General features: G+C 38.8%; 19 protein-coding genes. 5 read left to right on the forward strand and 14 right to left on the reverse strand.

The annotated features are described in order from the left end of the window. Positions 1-213: 213 nt before the first annotated feature. Genes RCC89_14585 through RCC89_14635 form a run of 11 tightly spaced genes read right to left on the reverse strand, consistent with a single transcriptional unit; the run spans position 214 to position 14,058 of the window. On the reverse strand, positions 214-1,578 hold the full coding sequence (locus RCC89_14585; GenBank protein ID WMJ74382.1) for an AMP-binding protein: 1,365 nt from the start codon (positions 1,576-1,578) through the stop codon (positions 214-216). Next, positions 1,559-2,134, reverse strand: a complete 576-nt coding sequence (locus tag RCC89_14590; protein ID WMJ74383.1) for a hypothetical protein — start codon at positions 2,132-2,134, stop codon at positions 1,559-1,561. Before RCC89_14590 ends, RCC89_14585 begins: the two co-directional genes overlap by 20 nt. Before the next feature lie 3 nt (positions 2,135-2,137). Next, positions 2,138-3,904, reverse strand: a complete 1,767-nt coding sequence (locus RCC89_14595; GenBank protein WMJ74384.1) for a hypothetical protein — start codon at positions 3,902-3,904, stop codon at positions 2,138-2,140. Positions 3,905-3,906: 2 nt separating this feature from the next. Beyond that, entirely contained in the window at positions 3,907-4,860 is a 954-nt protein-coding gene (locus RCC89_14600; GenBank protein WMJ74385.1) for a hypothetical protein, read from the reverse strand. Continuing rightward, positions 4,848-6,440: an AAA family ATPase gene (locus RCC89_14605; protein WMJ74386.1), complete on the reverse strand. Its 1,593-nt coding sequence runs from the start codon at positions 6,438-6,440 to the stop codon at positions 4,848-4,850. Before RCC89_14605 ends, RCC89_14600 begins: the two co-directional genes overlap by 13 nt. A 44-nt stretch (positions 6,441-6,484) precedes the next feature. Then, positions 6,485-8,245, reverse strand: coding sequence for a radical SAM protein (locus RCC89_14610; GenBank protein WMJ74387.1), 1,761 nt, complete (start codon positions 8,243-8,245; stop codon positions 6,485-6,487). 7 nt (positions 8,246-8,252) lie between these two features. Continuing rightward, positions 8,253-9,137 carry a PIG-L family deacetylase gene (locus RCC89_14615; GenBank protein WMJ74388.1) on the reverse strand — a complete coding sequence of 295 codons (885 nt, stop codon included), beginning with the start codon at positions 9,135-9,137 and terminating at the stop codon, positions 8,253-8,255. A 3-nt stretch (positions 9,138-9,140) separates the two neighbouring features. Next, positions 9,141-10,373 carry a glycosyltransferase gene (locus tag RCC89_14620; protein WMJ74389.1) on the reverse strand — a complete coding sequence of 411 codons (1,233 nt, stop codon included), beginning with the start codon at positions 10,371-10,373 and terminating at the stop codon, positions 9,141-9,143. Next, entirely contained in the window at positions 10,366-12,147 is a 1,782-nt protein-coding gene (gene asnB / locus RCC89_14625) for an asparagine synthase (glutamine-hydrolyzing) (GenBank protein WMJ74390.1), read from the reverse strand. The genes RCC89_14620 and asnB overlap by 8 nt, the downstream gene beginning before the upstream one ends. 2 nt (positions 12,148-12,149) lie before the next feature. Further along, complete coding sequence (locus RCC89_14630; protein ID WMJ74391.1) at positions 12,150-13,064, reverse strand: adenylyltransferase/cytidyltransferase family protein; 915 nt, start codon at positions 13,062-13,064, stop codon at positions 12,150-12,152. After that, on the reverse strand, positions 13,054-14,058 hold the full coding sequence (locus RCC89_14635; protein WMJ74392.1) for a phosphotransferase: 1,005 nt from the start codon (positions 14,056-14,058) through the stop codon (positions 13,054-13,056). Before RCC89_14635 ends, RCC89_14630 begins: the two co-directional genes overlap by 11 nt. 87 nt (positions 14,059-14,145) lie before the next feature. On the opposite strand from RCC89_14635, the gene RCC89_14640 reads away from it, so the two are divergent. The 5 genes from RCC89_14640 (at position 14,146) to RCC89_14660 (ending at position 16,282) form a co-directional block, all read left to right on the forward strand. Then, the gene (locus RCC89_14640) at positions 14,146-14,388 is read left to right on the forward strand and encodes a hypothetical protein (protein ID WMJ74393.1); all 243 of its coding nucleotides are present in this window, start codon (positions 14,146-14,148) and stop codon (positions 14,386-14,388) included. A gap of 71 nt (positions 14,389-14,459) precedes the next feature. Beyond that, on the forward strand, positions 14,460-14,729 hold the full coding sequence (locus RCC89_14645; GenBank protein WMJ74394.1) for a hypothetical protein: 270 nt from the start codon (positions 14,460-14,462) through the stop codon (positions 14,727-14,729). Further along, entirely contained in the window at positions 14,726-14,902 is a 177-nt protein-coding gene (locus RCC89_14650) for a hypothetical protein (GenBank protein WMJ74395.1), read from the forward strand. Before RCC89_14645 ends, RCC89_14650 begins: the two co-directional genes overlap by 4 nt. 175 nt (positions 14,903-15,077) lie before the next feature. Then, positions 15,078-15,743 (forward strand): hypothetical protein, encoded by a 666-nt coding sequence (locus RCC89_14655; protein WMJ74396.1) that lies wholly within the window; start codon positions 15,078-15,080, stop codon positions 15,741-15,743. A gap of 11 nt (positions 15,744-15,754) precedes the next feature. Continuing rightward, entirely contained in the window at positions 15,755-16,282 is a 528-nt protein-coding gene (locus RCC89_14660) for a hypothetical protein (protein WMJ74397.1), read from the forward strand. A 96-nt stretch (positions 16,283-16,378) separates the two neighbouring features. Here RCC89_14660 and RCC89_14665 read toward each other — a convergent pair whose 3' ends face one another. The 3 genes from RCC89_14665 to RCC89_14675 all read right to left on the reverse strand — a co-directional run bounded on the left by RCC89_14665 (position 16,379) and on the right by RCC89_14675 (position 17,791). Then, positions 16,379-16,678 (reverse strand): hypothetical protein, encoded by a 300-nt coding sequence (locus RCC89_14665; GenBank protein ID WMJ74398.1) that lies wholly within the window; start codon positions 16,676-16,678, stop codon positions 16,379-16,381. Between the two features lie 217 nt (positions 16,679-16,895). Next, positions 16,896-17,204 carry a hypothetical protein gene (locus RCC89_14670; GenBank protein WMJ74399.1) on the reverse strand — a complete coding sequence of 103 codons (309 nt, stop codon included), beginning with the start codon at positions 17,202-17,204 and terminating at the stop codon, positions 16,896-16,898. A gap of 32 nt (positions 17,205-17,236) precedes the next feature. After that, positions 17,237-17,791, reverse strand: coding sequence for a hypothetical protein (locus tag RCC89_14675; protein ID WMJ74400.1), 555 nt, complete (start codon positions 17,789-17,791; stop codon positions 17,237-17,239). Positions 17,792-17,899 lie beyond the last annotated feature (108 nt).

Here is a 17,899-nt window from a genome sequence, read left to right on the forward strand (position 1 = left end):
AAGAATGAACAGAATTTTTTCAGTGGAGAGAGTCAGTCAGGAAGAATGCTTTTATACCCTAAAGGTACTTATAGGCTCCTCCCCTTTAATTCTGGAAATTCTAACATTCTGGGAATCCTGATTCAGACGAATAGTGTCAGAAGCAGAATCTTTATAGTGGAGAGGCACAGGTTTAGGCTTTTTAACCTTAAAAATTCCATCCTAACACTACACCTACCCTCCCAACTCGAACTCGCTTGAGTAGGCATCAACTTTGTTCTTCTTCATTGCCTTTACAGGCTGAATTGATACGCTCATGGTGACATCTTCTTTAAAAATTCCTGTCAGAGCTTTTACTATATCAGCTTCAATATCCTCATCGCTCCAACCGGTAAATGTTAAGTGGTGAAGCTTGTTTTGATGGAGGGTAAAACCTGCCAGGGGAAAGAAGGTCATCCCCCTTGATATCTCAACGTTATTTACTAATATGCCGCTTTTCGTATAAAAAGGAACTGGGGAGCGGGCTTCTAGATCTACTAAGTACGGGACTCCATTCTCGACTTCCATACTACAGAAATCACCTGTCCGGTAACGTATAAGTGGGAGAAATGGATTTATCCCGCCCGTTATTACCAATTCTCCTCTTTCGCCGTAAGGCAGCAAAATGTCTTTGCCCTTATCAAAAACCTCCAAATACAGTTCAGGCCTGATGGCCCTATACCTACTGCCTTCTGCATAGGCAATCATTCTACATTCAGTGAGCGAGTAAAGATCTATTACCGGACAATTAAAGTAATCTTCAAGCCGCTTTCTGATGCCTTTAGTCAACTTCATGGCAGAAGAAACCAAGGCTTTAGGGGTGATAGATGGTTTTAAGTTCAGTAAATCATAAAACGCAAACGGGTCTCCGGTAAGAATTTGGGGATTATACTTTTCAAGATACCGCAGCCTATGGGAAGACTCCCTCCAATCATCAGCATTAAGGTTTATTTTTAAAACCCCTGCACCAGACAAGTAGGTAGACAAAGAAGCGTATGTAAGGGTTTCTCTTTGGGAACAAATCAATGCTATAGCTACTTGCTCAGGGCTGCCGTTGAGTTTTATACCGTAATTGTGCAAAATGGACTCCAACTGAGGTATCCAACATGCCTGAGTAGCGGGATCAAATAAAACATCCATTGCAGGATCTGTTGACCCTGAGGTTTGGTGTACCAGAAGATCACCTATATTGGCTTCTGTGGATACAAAATCCCATGGAAAAGTTGCGACTTCTTTTCTCTTGATTGTTGGCTGGTCTTTGAGACTGCCACTTCTATTTTTATAGTAAGGAACTGTTTTAATACACCATGAAAGGTAATCGTTAATCCACTCAGGTTGGGTACCTATTTCCCAAAACTTCTTTTCTCCTACTATTTTCTTAGCATATTTTTTTACCTGCTCAAGATGCTTAGTATTTAGCCTGTCTCCGCTCAAAAAATTAAAGGCCGGTGCATATTCATCTTGCCTGAGCTTGTTCAAGAATGCCAGATCTTTTATAAGAGGGAAACGCTCATTATCGGTAAGCCCTATAACTGGTTTTTTACTCACGACTGTAAACATTTGCTGATTCACGTGCTTTTTTCTCTGCCATTTGTCTCCTAATCTCCCGTATCCTTTCCATAGATTCATTGGTCTCCTTTAATACAGCTTGCCTTTTAACCGTATCTAAAGCTTCTAACCTATCGGCTGCCTCTATCGTTGATTCCCCAGAGGGAGTAATTTCACACCTTGCCAATGCAAGTCGTATGAACTCTTCTGCCCTGTCTTCGTCTTCTACCCATTCTCTGGATTTAACATATGCGCAGACCTGCTTTAGATCTTCAAAAAGAAACTGATGAATCTTTGGCACTAAATGAGGTTGTCCCTTAAAAAAATCAAACGAGAAAAACCAACATGCCAGTTGCATGGAGGTAAGGTGGTTTACATCATCTTCCAAATCAGCAGTAACGGAAGGCAACTCAGAATCATCAACGCTGAAGTCTCCATAAACCCTTCTGAAGATATCCAATAACAAAACGCTGGTCTGTAAATCTTCTTCTGGATGTGTTTCCTGATTGTAAAAAAACACTTCAGGGCATTTTTTAAGGTGATGTATTAAATCGCTAATATATATCATAGTTTATGTTCTAGCATGATAATGATTATGAGAAAATTCCGCCGCAAAATCCAGAAGTTGCTGTTCATTTGTAACGTAGTGAACATGCCAGCCCATGTCTTTTAACCGTTTGACTTCTTCCTCATGCCAATTTCGGCTTGAGTGTAGAACCAAAGTACCCACACCACCTGCATTTTCAAGCGCTTGTTCAATAATTGTCCAGTTCGTCTTGCCGTTGGTTTTATCTTCACTTTTTAACATCCTAAAAATGTCATCGTCGGTAACAACTATAACATGCGATTTTTCTTTTCTAGGTTTACCAAAAGGAGACTCTAAGCGAGGTACTCCATACGCATACCCTGTTCCCAAGTAAGAGGTCAAAACGGATAAAACTTCCTTTTCCGAAGACCTAAACCCTTCTGTTTCCATAAAGCTCCCTGGTTCTCCCGATAAACAACCCATCACTTTAGCACCAGCCCGAAGTGCAGATAGGCCGATAACAGTTGCCGCCAGGATTGGCCATGAAAAACGTTTGCTGGGATTTCCCATAGAGCCAGAACAGTCTATACCGATATAAACATCCAGAGGTTTTTTATTTTCAGCATCATTATCTTCTTCACCATAAACCCTCTTAACGGTATTATATCCTGGAAAAATCTCAGGCGCACCAATAGCGGTTTCTACCCAATCTATTTCGTCCATAGGGTCACTCACATCCCAGCTTTCAGTACCTTCGGGCAGGTTAAATGATTTAGGGTTTGTGGATTCCAGGGGAAAAGAGATTAGGTGAGGTAAAGCTATTTCTTTATAATAGTTGTTAATCAGTTCTTGTTTATCAATTTTGGGGTTTACTTGCCTAAACAAGTCTACATACTTACCGGGATCCAAATAACGTTGCTGCGGTCCTTCGCCACTGTCTTTTAATTTATCCAAACCTAAGTCGGCAGCCTTTGATGTGGCAGCTTTTGATTCGCCATGGACAGATACAGCTTCCTCTCTGGGGTCAATAGCACCTGCTATGCCATCTAAGTCCATTTCTGCCAATCCTGCAACTACTCCCCCTCCTTCTCCGGCATGCTCTGAATCTAGATATACCACAAAAACTTTTCTTGCATCCTCATACTCTTTATCCTCCATAAGGTAAGGGTACATTAAAGCTGCGAACCGTCCTGCACCATCTAACCAATTTTTGGAATAACTCCGTATGAGAGAAGCTGCAAGTGAAGCATCGGCATCAATTGCGGCAGATAAACCTCCGTTTATGGAAACCAAACTTCCACGTTCCAGTTTCCACAGATACTCGTAGGTTCGCATATAGAACATCCATGTTTTTGAAGTAAGCTCTTCAACTTTTAGCTTCCGGTAAACTTCAGCCATGTTTAAGTTTTTCTTCCGCTGAAGGGTATCGTTGATCAATAGGTCGGTATACAAATTGGCCACAAAAGGTGCCCGGTCTTCAATGTCTGCCAGTCCCCACCTTATCCTAGAAAGGAGTATGGCATTATCGTACAAGTTGGCCGGAGAATAAATGTGGTGACCAATCTCATGCGCCAATACTTCCACAGAAAAATCTACAATTCCCTCTTTATGAATTTTCTCAAGATCGATAACAATCCTGTGATCGCTCAGCCTAATCATAGCGAAACTTCCGGTAAGACCTTCATAAGATGCCTCTTCTGAACTGAGACACCATACCGGCTCCCTTAGCTTCACATAGGGACTCCAATTAAGCTTAGCGATAGGCCAGTCTTCCTTCCATTTCAACAGAATATTTTCCAGTGAGTCCTCCATTTTTACAATTTGTATAAGTATAAATAGTGGGAACTTTTTCTGGTAAAAACCAAGGTGTTGTTTTTGACTACACTTGAAGTAACATCCTCAAATCTTGCATGTTGCTTCCCATACTGTGATAAAAAGTTTTTGAATGCCTCCGTTTGCCCAACAATGTCCTCGTACAAAACAGGAACACCAGAGAGAAAAATTTTTCCAAAATTATCTGCAAAAAAGGCGTAACTATTGCTCTTGTCGCTTGCCACTATTTCGTTCGCATATAACGTTACCAAAGGAGGTGTATAAAAAAAGCCACCATACCCAACAAAGCCTCCAGCCTCACCAATAAAGCTGCCGTTGTCCACATTTGCCCACTCCTGTTTAGAGGTTTTCCCTATGGCCGCAACCCCTTTGCAGGCTTTTTGTAGTACCTTCTTCAGCTCTTTTCTAAGACTTTGATAAGCTTCCTTAGCCCTGCCTTTCAAATGTGCCATACCGCAAAACCATGCGCAAATTCTACCTACAGAAAGAAATTCATCAATTGATTGACAATGTGGCACCACTTTTTCCATCTGAGAGACCCAACGCAAAGCGCTTTCCGGCTGATGAAAGAGTATAGACTCGACCGCAGTATTGATAGCCCTTAAGGCTCTTAAAGGAGATTCTAAAAAAACCATTGGATTTTTTTCACACAAACTCCAAGCTGCCCGATACTCCTTTTCGTAAACAACTCCAGCTTTGCTCCCTAGCAGCCTTAGTAGCTCAGTATAAAAAGCCTTTGTTATTTGGGGCAGAGCATTTGCATCTACTGCAAGCAGTTCCTTCACAGCAGGCTCAACAACCCCAACCATCCAATGAGCAATGCAGCTTCCATCTATGGTTCCATGCCTGATTTCACTTTCCAGGTAGAGTTGATTGTAAACAGTGGCATTTTCCCTTAAATGGTCGACTAAAGGGGAGTAACTTACTTTTTCCATTGCAGCCACCGTTTATAGTTCATATACCTTTGGTGAAAATACTTTAATTTGAGAATATCATCATGCCGGTAACCATAAAGCTTCTTCTCCTGCGACCAATTGTACAGCTGCTTTTCAATATCCAGCAATCTTTTATCAATTTCTTTCATTGACACATTTTCCAGACCTTGCTTGAACTGTTCATCAAAGGCGTCCATTGGGTCGTCCGCATCCAAGCCCTGACTCATGTACTCATCGCACGATAGGTCAAAAAGCTTCCGCAACCAAACAATTCTATCGACTCTGTAACTTTCATTTCCTGCTTGGTCAAAAAAGGGCGATTCAAGATGAGGCACCAAAGAATCATGAAGGATAAAAGGGAGAATCTGGCGGATATCTTCCAGTTCTACCTGCTTATTCCCTCTAAAAAAAGCCAATGCCTTGGAGTAAATTATTAGGGTCATAATCTTTCTTACCGAAACCCCATTCAGGGTTTGAGAACCCAGGTCTTTTACATGATCCTTGCCTGTCTCCTTTCTGAAAAGAGTTCTAAAGTCCAAGCCGGAAAGCTTTGCAGTATCTTTGGTCATATACTCGATCTTATCGGAAGAAGACTCAAAAAACTCAAACTGCCTGCAAAAGAACTCCAACCTCTTTCTTAAAGGGGCAGAAATCGCTATTCCCCTAATTTGCTCATGTACGATATCCATTTCTTCTTCCGTGAAAACAATTTCATCTGGAATCATGGACTCAGGCTTAAAGTTAAGCTCTATTCTTCTCTGCAAGTCCTCTATAAATCTGGTATTGAAATGGAAAGCACGAATAACTACATCTATTCTGTCTTTTAGTGCTTCAATCACCTGATAGGTTCCCCCACCCGCATCATCATTGGCGGTAAGGTACCAAGCTGCTTGTGGACATTCATAGATCTGGTCAAATATCTCCGCATAATTGTCAGACAAAACAGTAAGCAAAGCAGATTGTGTACGGGTAGGAATACGGTTGTATTCATCAATAATTTTCACCTTCATCCCCAACCATTTACGCCAAGCTATTCTTATATCGGATGTTTTTTCTGCTTTTACCATATCAGCAGGCAAAGGGTGACCTAGCAAGTCAGATATAGTCATCTGAGGCTGACCATGCTGAATAGCCCTCATAACATCTATTTTAGAGTACCCGGCCAATAAGCCCATTAATAGCGAAGTAGCAGTCTTGCCCCGCCCTGGCCCTCCAACAATTAGACATTTACCCCTAACAGCTAAGGTTAAAAGCGGTATCAGAACAAAACTTGAATAACTCTGCCCTTTCGGCAAAGTCACTTCCACTTTTCTATCGCCAAAAGTGAACCTTCTGGAATCCCCATCTTCATATTCTATATCATAAAAAGGACTTATAATAGCTGTGTTAGTAATCCAGAAATAAGCCTGTCGGAGTTTCTCATCCAGCCCCATTTGTTCTTTTGAGGCATCAGATACTTCTTCACTGGAATACAAATCTTTTATATCGAAAGTAGAAGGCTCGGCTCTTTCCTGTGGGTTAGTGGGCGCAGAGGGCACTTTTTGATACCCCCCAAAAGTTTTATTTGAAAAATCATTCATTTGAAACACTTTAATAAAAAATATCAGATTGCAATATACAGAATTCAAGCAAATTGACTACTGACTTCTTTTTTACTGAGCTGTACATTTTCTCTTAAGCCACCAGACACACCCAAACAATACCTACAAGAATTCAGGGGTTTGTTATCGTTTAAAAAAGCCAGCACTTTTTCCTTAAAATTAGGAGTATCGATTGGTATCCCATCAAGTTGGGAGTAAGTGCCAGAACTAAGTTTCTGATCTTTTTTTAGCATACCCAGATATTCGTCCATGTAAGCTGCCCGGGTACACTTATAAAAATAACCGTTTCTGATAATATGACAGCGGTGACGCATCCAGCAATCATCATATATTACCTGAACCTGACTTTTATCAGTAAAAGGTTCATCAATAAAAATTTCATTGAACTGGTCTACCTTTTTAATATTTACCACAATACCATATTGTCTTGCTTTGTTTTTTATCAATTCCAGTGTTTTGGGCTTGACTGGAGCACTTACATAATTAGAAATGGTTAACTGGTCTATTTGCTGCCAAAAGGCTTCGCTCATCTTATGTATCAACAAACCATTCGAAACTACCCTAACCTGCTCCGTAACACCATGCGATTTAACAACCCTGATAATTTCATCTAATTCGGGATGCAAGGTAGGCTCCCCTCCTGCTATCTTAAATACATCAGGGCGCAGGTTATTTTTTATAAACTTACAAATCTCATCCACTTCCGAAACACGCATAAATTTCTGAGGGTTAAATGGAGAAATGTTACAACAGTCACGACAGCGTAGATTGCAATGTTCGGCAATATGAAGTTCAAAAGACTCTGTTCTTATCTTTCCGTCTTCCAGGAAATACTTAGGTTTACCAATTTCCTCAAACTCCCCTTTTTTAACAAAAACCGCTTCCATTTCAACCAATAGCTCATCCCTGCATACATCGGCTTTCATAAAAGAGAGTTTACAACTTGGGGACACTACTTTTTTAAGGTATTGGCGTAAGAAAGCTGCATCCTCTTCATTCTTGTAATAAGTCCTCAAAAGCACGATATCCTCTAATGCAAAACCATACTGAACGCCATATTTTTTCAAATTAAACTGACTGCCCAGAACCCTGAGGTTATGAATCGTTTGGTTTACCTGGTCGTAAAGATTTGTATGCAGAGAATTTTCCCCTACCACACTGGCGGTGCCAGCGGAAATTAAAACGGTCTGGTTTAAGTTTTTATAAATCGCCCCCCTACTGAAAAGAGGTGGGCACTCGCCATACTTTTTTGAATAATGTCTGGCAGCTACCTGATCTTTATTTTCCAGAAAAACTGGTTGGTTTTCAACGGCCAGAAATTCCAACCTTATCTTATCAGAAGTATAACCTACTGCACTTGCTACAGGAACAGCAATACTATGTAACTGTTGGCTATAGTACTCAACAAAAGCACTATGTCTCCCCCTGTTAAACTGCTGATAAATATTGGCATCCGGAGAATTTGAAACTGGCTTTAAAATATTCGGCACATAATGCCAAACCCTCAAAAGGTAATGATTAGGGTGATTTTCTAAATAGGAGAAAACCTGTCTGTACAATCCACTGGTAATCTCTTCAACTTCCCCTTCTTTATATGGAAGCTCTATTAAACCAAAAACCCCATTTTCAGATATGGTAATTTCAAGGTCTCCATGGGTTTCCTGTTTGGAAATATTTTCGCCAGCCCATGCATCTACAAAGTAATCCTCTACTGAAGTCCTGCGAAGAAATTGACCATGCGCAGGCGTCTGAAGACTAGGGTCTGAGTTGACAATAAACTGCATTTTTTTACTATCTGATTTTCCAGAAGCGCTCTACAAAAGCATCACTGGAATTATATAATACTTCTCGAATACTGGCCATATTTTCACCAAATAAAACAGGCCATTCTGTTTCATAAAAAGAGATGGCCTCCATTTTTGTATTAAATTGTTCTTCTGTATGCCCTATCTGAAATGGCACTAAATTTACCCACGGCAGGTTGTTTTCAGTTTTACGCTCACATCTCAAATTGCGGATCTCCTGTTTATACTTTTCATTACTAAGGCCTTGGTCATTTTTATCACCCATATAATTTTTAACGAAAGCAATCTCACAGTCAGAAAGTTGCTCAGGTATCATTTGGGAAGATATCATTTCTTTATCTTTTTCAGAAAATAAATATCCTAAATTTTGCAACCTAACATTTGACCAGCAAGGCACCAAAGCATAGGGTAAGTCCTCGTAATAGCAAATGGCTTCCCCAAAATGGGAGCAGTCTAAACTGGAAAGGAACAACTGATGGTGGTCAATATGGCCACCTACACCGAGAGGAAAATAAATTTGAGAAGGTTTGTATATTTCTATACAAGAAAGCACTGAATCCAATAAACCTGCTACCTTTCCACATTTCAAATCATGATGGAATAAAATACTGGAAAAGCTGTTGTTTTGGGCATCCCGAAAAGGGGCATCAACAAAGTCTAAATGAGCAAATTTACAACCTAAAAACTGTAGTGCTTTTATATCGTCTTTCTTTCTTTTTTCATAAAGCTCAGCCTGAGAATGCCTTCCGCAAGAAGTAAAAATAGAAATTACTATCACCTCATTCCCTTCTGTAACCCAATGATTGATTGAGGAGCCACAGCTTAGTATGGCATCGTCCAGATGGGGCGAGAATATGAGGATTGTCTGCATGTGTTAAACTAATGGCATCAAAGGTGTTCTGGAACAAAACAGCTTTTCAATTAATACTGCAGCTTCAAAAGGCCCTTGATGTCTGGCAAAAGAATCGGCTATCTTTAATGCGTTTTTTCTTTCTTCTGCATCATCCTCAAGAAGCATATGAAGACCCGCTCGAATGTCTTCTACAGTAGCTTTATATGTGTCAAAAATCTTTCCCGCTTTATTGTAGGCAACAAACTTAGCCTGTAAAAACTGGTCGTTACAAATGGGCAGGAGCGCTATGGGTTTACCATGAGCTAAACATTCCATAACAGAGTTGGCTCCACCATGACTAATCATTAGGTCGATATGAGGTAACAAACGTAACTGAGGAGCATATTCAACTGCAATGACATTTTCATTTAATGTTTTCACAAAAGGAGTATGCACTAACTCATTCATGGAAAATATTAATTGGACATCAGAACCCTGCATTGCCTGCTGCACCATTGCAAATAATTTGGGGTGATAATAGACCTGACTTCCCAAAGACATATATACTTTTTTACTGTCCTTCCTTAAAAGGTGAAAGGGAAAGTCTTGTTCGTCTCCTCTATCGCCATCTGGGAAAGAGTGCCCTACATAAAACGAAAAAGTATTGTTACTAAAACTACGTGGTGCATATTCCTCTGTTGAAAATACGATATTAAGCCATGGAGATATTAAGTCACTTACCCGAAACCTAGCTTCTTGCAGATATTTTTGAAAAATCTCGTTCCTGTCTTGCGCAAACGTTTGCAAGGTCATGGTAAGGTCACATTCCCACTTGTCAGGTGTCACAGGATTTAACGAGGAGGAAACACCTACCCAAGGAATTTGATGTTGGTTGGCTACAATAGCAGCCGCATAAACCATGGGGTCAGTTACAATCAGGGCAGGGCAATACTGTTTAACGACGTCTTCAATAACCTGAACTTGACTGGGCACAGCATCAATAAGCAGGGTTTTTATCCAATTTTGAAGCCATGCTTTATCTTGCAACTTTTCAACAAATGTTTTCCCCTTCGTAACAAGTCCATCTTTATCCAATGAATTAAAAAACACAGGCACATCCAGCCCTGCCTTTACCACTTGCTCCTTTATATTTGTTTGAGCAAAAAAAGCAAGCTCATACCCTCGGTTCTGCAATTCTTTTGCTATACCAATCATTGGGTTAATATGACCTTTTTCAGGAATGGTGACAATCAGAATCTTCTTATTCTCATGCATATTGTTTCGCCCAGTATAACAAACTTACCATATTGAATAAAATCATCCGATCATTCTCCTCAATTTTACTTATCTCACATAAAGACAAGAGTGCTTTCTTATCCAAGTAAGCATCTACAAAACCCTGTTCTTTACTTACAAGCTGCTTTAGAATTTCCTGATACACTTTACCCAATCTAGGGTCTCTGGGCAGGGCAGATTTTTTCCGTTGAATAATAGGTTCAGGAATGAGGCCTTTCGCTGCTAGCTTCAGCACATATTTCTCATTTTGCTGCCTAAAACCCAAATGGTGCCCTATACCCCGTACCACATCTAAAACATTTTGATTGGCAAAAGGCACCCTGGCCTCTAACCCAAAGTACATGGTATGAATATCACCATGATGAAGGAGCCTTCCCAGCCATAATTTGTAAACAAGGCAGCTCATGGCCATAACCCTATCCTCATTACTACCTGCAAAGGTATACCCATTATCCTCCACCAGTCTGGTGTATTTCTCATCCAGATACTGAAAGGGATGCATCAGCTTACGCAAACGCTCAGATAATAAGCATGTCCTTTTATCACCACCAAAGTGCTTGATTAGACCAAGTGGACTGTAATTAACAGCTTTGTTAAGCAGAAAAAAGTACCCATAGTTGGTTTCATCAGCAGCATCACCAACCAAAACACTTTTAAATTCTTTAGAAGCGGCTTTCGAAAGAAAGTGCTGAGATATTTCCTGTTCCCAGGCTGGGATTCTATCATTTATTCCGGCCACTGTTCGTAGTGCCTTAGCAATGCCTTCCAAAGAAGCAGTCACAGAAACCATTGGAAAACCTAAAGTAGTGGCCAAGTGCTTCGCATAGGGAAAATCATCAGAATTAACAATTGAGTTTTCGTCAAAAAGAAGTTGCGAATGATTTTCAAAGGCTATCGTAAATGCTTTAAAATTCTCAGCTTTAACTTTCATAGCCAAAGAAGAAAGAATAGACGAATCAAGTCCACCACTTAGGAAAACACCTACAGGCAAATCTGATACAACAGAAAGCTTTACACTCTCTTCCAAAGCACTTCTCAGCTGTTGAACATATATCTCTAATGCTTGGCCGCTAGCACTAATGTTAAAGTTGATATACTTCTTTTTACTTATCCTATCTCTACTAACAAACAGCTTCTCGCCAGCACCTAAATAAGAAATCCCTTGAAAAACCGAATGCTCAACCCCACTTAACATAGGAGCCACCACATATTCAACAATTGACTGATGATCAATCTTAGGTTTAGTGCTTAAACACGATAAAATGGCCTTGGTTTCAGAAGCAAACAAGAACGCTCCATTAAAAGAATAGTACACAAAAGGTTTTACCCCTAAAGGGTCTCTGGCCGCAAAGCCGGTTTGAGAAAGGCTGTCCCAAATCAGAAAAGAAAACATACCTATAAATTTATCCAGACAGTCTTCACCCCAGATAAGATATGCCGCTAACACAACTTCCGTATCAGAGTTTGACACAAAAGCATACCTTCCTGCCAATTGCTGACGAAGCGCTTTATAGTTATACACTTCACCATTATAAAGAATCAAATATCTCCCGGTATGGTCAAAAAAAGGTTGTTTTCCACCCTGCCTGTCAATAATGGCTAAGCGTTGGTGACAAAACCCATGATTGCCTTTGACCAGTATCTGCTGTTCATCAGGTCCCCGATGAAGCTGGGCTTGTGCTATTTTACTTACCCGGTGATAAAGCGTTTGACCATTGTCTCTGGAAAACAATATTCCACCTATTCCACACATTTTTAAGCCTTTTCATCTTTATTTAACAGTTGAAGCCTCTCTTTCAGCGGCAACTTTTCCAAATAGTCATAAATAACTGATGGAACCAAGTCTTTAATACTGGCATTGTCAAGCAATTGCTTCCTTACTTCTGTAGCACTCACTTCAACTTTATTTAACAAAGCTTTAGTTGGGATACCTAAGGCATGACACATACTCAGAATAATAGGGTTTGAACCATATACGGAAGAAAAATCAGGTAGTAAAAAAGAAAGTTCAAGCATATTCTCAAGGTTAAAAGCATTTTGAGGAAGAGCCATCAGGTAAAACTTGCCTGGAAACTCTTTTTGAAAAAAGCTATGAAGCATCTCAAGCCGCTCAGAGGCTGACAAAGGATTGTTAAGAACATGCGCCTGTTCGGCAGCAGCAATTAAGACAATAATTTCATCGCATTCCTCCCCTAGCTGTTTTACAAAAGCCGCATGTCCATTATGAAACGGCTGAGCCCGGGTTATAAACAAGCCTCGTCGAACATTCGGCAAAAATTTGGTTAATTGATAATTATGATCAGGCATTTCCGGCAGCAGGTTAAACTGGCATTTTAGAATAAGTCCTGCAGGCTCCTCATCTGATTTATTACTGGTATATATGGTATTAAAAGGAGGCGTAAGCAATTTTAACTGTATCCAATAATTTACTCCAGACACCCCTTTATCAGGGTATAATAATAGGAAAAAAGGGATACCTAATTGCTTTACCAAAACACTTTGTAAAATGATTAAAAGTTGCCCTGTAGTCAATCCATGTTGATTAAACTGATCAGCTTTCGACAGAACAAAAACTGCTTCATCGTATTCATTTGCTATAAGACACAAGTCTTCCACATATTCTTTATCAATATGTGATGCCTCCAGGAGAAACAAAACCCTATTCTTCATATTGAAGCACTTCATTAAAACATGGCAAAAAACCTATACCTTCCTCTAAAGTCCAAATACCTTTGATGGCTTTTTCTAAATATAAAAAAGACTGATCAAGGCAAAATAAGACTTTCCATAATCCTTCATTCTTTTCAAAATCTTCCACTATAAACTTTAAGCTCTTATTATTTACTGTATATTCATTTAAACCCAACAAAATAGCTTCGGTATCATACTGTAGTTTATCATCAAAGCGGCTGTATTTGCAAGTGCGAAAAGCAGAAAAAACAACCTCTAGCTCCAGGGGAGCATATTGCACTTTTTCAAAATCCAGAAAAGCCACCAAATCGCCATTCTGAAATAATATGTTTTCTAAATGGATATCCCCATGAATATACTGCTTATGTCTAGAATGGAGGTATATGTTTCCAATCAAAGCATTTAACATCTTTGCCTTTTTCATGAAAACATGCGCATGCTTAGTTACATAAGTTTTCACACTGGCACTGGCAGTCACATTATTTAAACCTAAAGAAAAAATTTCTGGGTGCATGTAATGAAAGTCAGGGTGCAAGTAAGGAACTCTTGTCAGTTCTTTATGCAAACAAGCCAACTGTTTAAAAATCATTTGAATTTCTGACCCACTGCACTTTTCAAACCATTTACACAAAACTTCACCTTGAATATAGGTAAAGACGTGCAAAACGTATGTTTTTCCGCATGTTCTGATAGTGGTGTTAGTATGATGGCTTAAGGTTTTAACAATTACAGGTGATAGTCGGTATCCAGTTTTTGTCAAAGAGTTTAATACATGCTCTTCTAATGCCGTATCAGCGCTTTTATATTTAGAAAGACGTGCTACAAAACTATCCCCCTGAACATCAACAACTTTATAGTTTATATTGGAGTTACCGCCAAGTTTAAAGATTTCCTTAACATGGATTCCATAACTGATAGCAAGCCCAGATGCAATAGTTTCTTCTAACTGTCCGGTATCAAGTTGCCAGACCATTTCTATACTACTTTTTATACCTCAATGAACGAAAGTAACCAATTTCCTTACAATAAAATAAAAAGTCCTGAGAAGATCGTTTAAAAAATGTCAGAAGCAGAATTCTCAGGATTAAGGAATGAACAGAATTTTTCAGTAGAGAGAGAGAGTCGGAAGATTGCTTTTAAGCCTAAGGGTACTTGTAGGCTCCTCCTCTTTAATTCTGGAAATTCTAACATTCTGGAAATTCTGATTCAGACGGATATTGTCAGAAGCAGAATTCTTAGGATTAAAGAATTAACAGAATTTTTTCAGTGGAGAAAAAGTCGGAAGAATGCTTTTAAAGTCTAAAGGCACTGATAAGCTCCTCCTCTTTAATTCTGTAAATTCTAACATTCCGGAAATCCTGATTCAGACGAATAATGTCAGAAGCAGGATTCTCAGGATTAGGGAATGAACAGAATTTCTTCAGTAAAAAGAGAGTCGGAAGAGTGCTTTTAAAGCCTAAGGCGACTTATAGGCTCCTCCCCTTTAATTCTGGAAATCCTGATTCAGACGGAATAAATGTCAGAAGCAGAATTAGCAGGATTAAAGAATTAACAGAATTTTTCGGTAAAGAGAAAATCGGAAAAATGCTTTTAAACCCTAAAGGTACTAATGTCAGAAGCAGAATTCTCAGAATTAGGGAATGAGCAGAATTGTCAGTGGAAAGAGAGGCGGAAGAATGCTTTTAAAGCCTAAGGGTACTATAGGCTCCTCCCTCTTTTATTCTGGAAATTCTAACATTCTGGAAATCCTGATTCAGACGAATAAAGTCAGAAGCAGTATTCTCAGGATTAGGGAAAGAATAGAATTTCAGGTGTAAAAATCAAATTCTACTAAACAAAAAATTATCCTGTTTTTTAGGAAAATAGGCATATTACATTTATTATTATTGTTTATTTTTTTGGTATTTTTTTATGAATGTATCTGTATACGGACGCCATGGCAATGTAATGGCGACATCTGGCAAAAACGAGGATTCTCAATGGCATATAAACATGAAACCATCAACAGCTTTAGGGCAAAGGATACTTGATATCCACAAGCTGGAAAGTAAGACAGATAATGAATTAATTGATATTGCATTTTCCTCTTTCTCTTTCTGTAAATATCGAATGCAGGTGATTAGTCACTTTAGAAAAAATCATGGTTCACCTCTTAGTCTGAGAATGCTTGAATGGATTAGTTTTTTAAGTAACAAGAATAGACTTTTCAGCGCAATTCAAGAAAAAATTGCTAGGCATCATAACGCTTTTCACCACATAAAACCCTATACACTTGACATCTCATCTGAAATCAGACTTAACTGGCCTTCTTTTCGTACATCATTTCCTAATCTTTCAGAAATGATTGCAGTAGGAGGAATACAGGAAGTTGAGATTTTTAGCAAAAACATATCACAGCAACTAGGGTTTGACTATTGGAATAAATTTGGCCGTATACAAAATTCTCCGCATAAGGTTAAAGTACCTTTAACTGTTTTGTTAAAAGATTGGTTTGGGGTCGATGAAGAAGATTATACTAATACACGTTTGCCCGCTTTATTAGACAAAGAAGGGCTGGCTGCTCTTTGGGTTTTACAGCATCAAAGAGGATATAAGCCTTTTATTAATATACTTAGATATGAAACAATTCTTGATATCAATATAGGATATTGCAGATGAAGAAATTCCGGATGATACTGATAATTTTCATTCTCCTTTCGGCATGTTACGGAGAAGACGGCAAGCATCTTAACATAAGGAAGGTTTTTGAATGCCCGCCGGAAACAGACGGAGATATGCAGTTTGCGGGGGAGCATTATTATTACCTGTATAATTACAAATCTTCAGATATTTCTGAACTGCTCAGCTTTGCTAAAAAAATAAAATTCCCAGAAGATGAGGCTGATCACTTTTATTACTTCTACAGATATCATTCATCACTTCCTGATACAAATAATCTTCAAAAAAAGATGGTTCTTAAAAATCAGTATGATCTTGAAAAAGAACCTGGCTCTTTAAAAAATAAGGATTATCTGATTCTGGGAATATCAAGTCTTAAAGCGGAAGTTCTAAATGAAAAGTATTATCCGCGGAGGGTAATATTCACCAAATTTATCAACGGGAAGCATGAAGAAAGTTATTTTCACAGAGATAGCTTATCCGGTAACCTATATCCTGCCACCTATTCCCAGATGTTCCCATGCATTAAATGTGAATAAGATTGTGCAGAAATGGAGGTCGCAGCAAAATGCATTCACCGGAAAACTGTCAATCTGATGACACTGCCCTGTAAGAAGCTTTTAAAATATATCCTATCAAAGTTTCTCCCTAAAACACCCTGTATATTCATCAATATCATAGCTTTCATAATAAGGAACCATACCATAATGACTGAGCAATATAAGATTATCCCCTACTATAAAATGGTAATTTGTATAAGGCGCCTTGGTCTGTGGCATCAGGCGCTCATATTCTTTTAATGAAACCTCTTCTGCATAACCACTCAGTAAACTTCCCTCTGGAATACCAGATATTATATAATATCTGAACTCCAGGTTTCCAGACCCATCTAACGCTTTTACTGGGGTATTTAGGGCGCACTGAAAAACGCCCAAAACATTGACCTGTTGATATTTGCATAAAAATCAGGAAGTGTAGGTGCAAGGGTTTTACGGTTATTTCTTATTCCGTGCACATTAAAGTAACGAGCTTTTAACCCAATACTTTTTTGGGCTAGCCACAAGCGCACAATCTACTTTATGGCCTTACATTCGAAGTATTCCAATACGTCTTCATGTAAGGCCATGCGTATCTTGCACACTTGTGACTTTTTCAGCAGGCCCTATTTAGCAAACCTGACTGAACACATAAATTTGTATTTTCGACATCTTTTGCCTTTCCATATAAAGATTTTATAATAAATTCTTGATCATAAAAAGCGCTGTTTAAATTCCCTTGACTACTAAAAAGTTCGCCTTCTTTTATACAAAAAGAGTTAATCAGGGAGTCTTTTGCCAATACTTCGTTGGGCATGGAACCTTGCTGTCCTGAAGATTTTGTTTTATCGCTACATTGAGCAAAAAAGATTAATGCGACAAAGCAAAAGACTTTATAATACCTGTTACTAAAAACAATATTCATGAGATCTTTTTATATCAGGGGGAAAAGCATAATTAATCACACTCAACACAAGGAAAAACTTTTGAGTACGGGACTTCTACAAATGAATTAGCACTTCTATGGTAATACCGCTCATCTTCTTTGCCATTAAAATACCTGCTGATAAGGTAACGGCGGGGAAACTGCTTATTGTCCAGTATCTTTTCTTTTAAAGAAGTAAAAACTAAAACAAGGTGCTTATTATTATGACCAAACTCTTTTGTTAGATGGAAATCATCCAGGTGTTTCATTTTTTTATTCAAATCAGATGTATCTGGTAAGCTCTCATGATAATTATAAAAATAAAAATAATGGCTATGGCGTGCAGTGTCTACTGTAAGAGTATCCAGGATTCTTAATAAAACACTACTGTCTGAGGGCGTATAATTATATAAGTAAAAGTAATCTTCCGCCTGAAAATGCAACTCATCCTGTATGAACGGCTCCATAGAGAAAACATGCCTGACCTCAAATAGCGCATCAGAGGGGTTGCTACAGGATGACAATCCCAAAAGAAAAAATAAAACAATGCCTGCTAGTAGTTGCCTGCCAATTACACAAATATTCATAAGCGGCTTTAAATAAAAACAAGATAACTACTAATAACCAGTTAGTCAAAGAAATATAACTATTTTAAACACTTAAGATATGCGTCCAATAACCCTGTAGTAGTACCA

Source organism: Cytophagaceae bacterium ABcell3, from assembly GCA_030913385.1.
GTDB lineage: Bacteria > Bacteroidota > Bacteroidia > Cytophagales > Cytophagaceae > ABcell3.